The 3073-nt window shown below is 41.7% G+C and carries 4 protein-coding genes; all 4 read left to right on the top strand.

Annotated elements, in window-relative coordinates; translation table 11 throughout:
- Nucleotides 1-528, top strand: a 528-nt coding sequence (locus tag NZ519_13410; protein ID MCS7029751.1) for a glycosyltransferase family 4 protein, incomplete at its 5' end; no start/stop codon positions are given.
- Nucleotides 529-671: 143 nt separating this feature from the next.
- Nucleotides 672-1244 (top strand): class I SAM-dependent methyltransferase, encoded by a 573-nt coding sequence (locus NZ519_13405; protein MCS7029750.1) that lies wholly within the window; start codon nt 672-674, stop codon nt 1242-1244.
- A gap of 17 nt (nt 1245-1261) precedes the next feature.
- Nucleotides 1262-1789 (top strand): adenylyl-sulfate kinase, encoded by a 528-nt coding sequence (gene cysC / locus NZ519_13400; protein MCS7029749.1) that lies wholly within the window; start codon nt 1262-1264, stop codon nt 1787-1789.
- Between the two features lie 4 nt (nt 1790-1793).
- Nucleotides 1794-3026, top strand: a complete 1233-nt coding sequence (locus NZ519_13395) for a sulfotransferase (GenBank protein MCS7029748.1) — start codon at nt 1794-1796, stop codon at nt 3024-3026.
- Nucleotides 3027-3073 lie beyond the last annotated feature (47 nt).

The raw sequence follows: 3073 nt of genomic DNA, 5'->3' as shown, positions 1-3073 counted from the left end.
GGCATCTCATTAGCCATATACGAAGCTATGGCAATGGGGGTTGCAGTTGTTGGTGCGGATGTTGGTGGCCAAAGAGAGCTAGTGGTTCCTGGATCTGGTGTCTTGATACCTCGTGGGCCTTCTGAGTTCGATGATTATGTGCAAGCTCTTAAGTTTCTTCTACAGAACCCAGAGCAACGCCGTGCGATTGGCCGCCAAGCACGTGAGCGAATCATCAGACACTTTAGCCTTGACCGGATGATTCAGCAGGTGCTTGAGTTGTTGAGTGAAGCCAAGCAAAGAAGCCACATGGCATCCCCTTCAGTTGACACTTCACTGGCGCGAGAAATTGCAATCCGAGCCATTGAATCAATGCGTTTAGATTTGAGCTGGCCAGGAGTGCATAGTGGGTACAGTAGGAACCCCAGAACTATAGCCTCACTCTACTCTTTTAAGACTTTGGTTAGGGCTTTATTATGGAAAGTCCTGCACAAGAGTTCTAGTATACTGAAATATAGCACGGGAATGGGAGGACTAGACCTAGGTTAAATGAGCTTTATAGTGGAGGTCAAACAATGATCCATCGGACGCTTAAGTATCGGTTTAAGTCAACCATTTCTAAGCTCTTACCACAACTATTGGATTACGGAGATAACTCTTCTAGTATATCCCAACTTGGTCATAGGAATTATGTGGGAGGCTTATATGAGCAGATTGGAATTTTACAGTTTGAGTTTCTTGTTGCCAATGGCTTAAGACCTGATCACATTTTTTTGGATATTGCTTGTGGCTCGCTACGGCTTGGGAAATTGCTAATACCTTATTTGGAGCCAGAACATTACTATGGCATTGATAAGGAACCGGAGTTGATCAAGCTCGGAATACAGTACGAGCTTGATTCTGAGCTAATAAGGTCTAAGAGGCCTTACTTTGTGGTATCCTATGATTTTGAATTTGAAAAATTTCCATGCAAGGCAGATTTTGCTATTGCTCACTCACTATTCACGCATCTACCGCCTAGGTTAATTCACAAATGCTTTAGAAATCTCTTGACTAAGATTAAAAGTCATGGTGTTTTTTTTGCAACTTTTTTTGAGACAGAAGAGAAAAAAGAAAATCCATCGAAACCCCACGATCATAGAAGCTTTTTCTATACCAAAGACGAAATGCTCTTTTTCGGTGAAGCTAACGGCTATGTTTCCGAATATGTTGGCTGCTGGGGACACCCGCGTGGTCAAGTTATGGTAGCATATAGGCCGAGATAGATGGGTGCTCGAAAGCTATGAGCTTTACCATTTGGTTGACTGGTTTACCTGGATCTGGTAAAACTACGATTGCGGTAGCACTAGGGGACTTTCTTCAACGTAACGGACTAGCTTATGAAATTTTGGATGGCGACACGGTTAGAAAAACTTTATGCAGTGATCTCGGATACTCCCCTGAAGATAGGAAGATAAACGCTATTAGAGTAGCCTACATATGTCAAATTCTAAATAAGCATAGAATTATATCAGTAGTATCTTTGATAACCCCATATAATCACACTAGAAAAGAAATCAGACTACTTCTACCAAGACTAATAGAAGTTTATGTTTCCTGCCCAATAGAAATACTCATGAAGCGAGATCCCAAAGGACTTTATCGCAGAGCACTAGAAGGAGAAATTGAAAACTTTACGGGCATTTCTGCACCATATGAGATTCCAGAATCTCCGGATGTCGTAGTCCGAACCGATCAAGCATCTGTTTGTGAATGTGTGAGATCTATAATAGGTACTATCTGTAGTAAGGGTTATCTTTGTAATACATAGCCATATGTGCAAAGCCACTTGCTTTATCATTACCGGAATGCATAGGTCAGGAACATCTTTCTTAGCCTCATTGCTGCAGAGCGCAGGGGTTCATATCGGAACCCAACTACTTAAACCTGATCTAGGTAATCCAAAGGGTTATTTTGAAAATACGGAGTTTTTGGAATTTCATATGACCGTACTAGAAAGCTTGGGACTGCATAATGGGGGACATCTTGAACCTGAAATTAAGTACATCCATGTTCCCGAGCAGTTTACTCCTGATGCAAAAAAATTAATTGAAAGGAATCAAAGGGCACCATATTGGGGTTGGAAAGAACCTAGAACTACTCTGTTTTTGGATTTCTGGAATGCTCTACTCCCCGATGCATTTTTCATTTTTGCTTATCGTAGACCTTGGGAAGTGATAGACTCTTTATTTCGACGTGGTGATCATGTGTTTCTGAAAAATCCGAAACTTGCACTTCAATCATGGATGAGTTCTAATATAAGAATATTAGATTTTTATCTGAGACATAGCGAAAAATGCCTACTCTTAAACGTAGAAACCTTCTACAAAGATCCCAATATAGTGGTTGAAAACTGTAGAAAAAAGTTTCAGATTCAACTTAAATCTGTCGATAGCAGCATAAGAGACACTCGTCTTCTAAAGCGGATAGAATCAAGTCATAGGATATCACTACTCAGAGAATTTTTCCCAAGTTGTATTAGTCTTTATGAAGAGCTAAATAAGTTATCCGGATTCAGCGATGATTTTATAGGAATGAATCTCGATTTCTCGAAGACAAAAATTTTAGATTGGATTCTACAAGACTGGCAGACTACCTGTAATTTATCCAAAGCAGTTCAAAACTTACAAACTGCCCAGCAGGAGTTGGATGCGACCAAAGCAGAACTAACCCACACCACGCAGCAACTGCAAACGACGCAGCAGGAGTTGGATGCGACCAAAGCAGAACTAACCCACACCACGCAGCAACTGCAAACGACGCAGCAGGAGTTAGATGCGACCAAAGCGGAACTAACCCACACCACGCAGCAACTGCAACTGGCTCAGCAAGAGTTGGATGCTGCTAAGGCTCAGCTGTCTTACATCAATCAGGAATTGGAGTGGTTTAAGCAGGAGGTGGCTCGAATCAAAGGGAGTCGATTCTGGAAAATCTGGCAACTGCTGCGTAAGGTCAAGAAGTCTGTTACGGGCGTTTTTCAACCTAGAATTCCCGACGCGCAAAAATAAATACTGTTGCTGCAAGTAGAAATATGGTGTAAAAAATGCCGTATAAC

This window comes from Bacteroidia bacterium (assembly GCA_025056095.1).
Lineage (GTDB): Bacteria > Bacteroidota > Bacteroidia > JANWVE01 > JANWVE01 > JANWVE01.
The sequence above is the reverse complement of the archived record's forward strand: the minus strand, read 5'-3'. Positions and strand labels throughout refer to the sequence as shown.

Excerpts from the sequence above, each read along its gene's own strand:
- NZ519_13395 (MCS7029748.1), top strand. The coding sequence starts at position 1,794 with ATGTGCAAAGCCACTTGCTTTATCATTACCGGAATGCATAGGTCAGGA.
- cysC (MCS7029749.1), top strand. The coding sequence starts at position 1,262 with ATGAGCTTTACCATTTGGTTGACTGGTTTACCTGGATCTGGTAAAACT.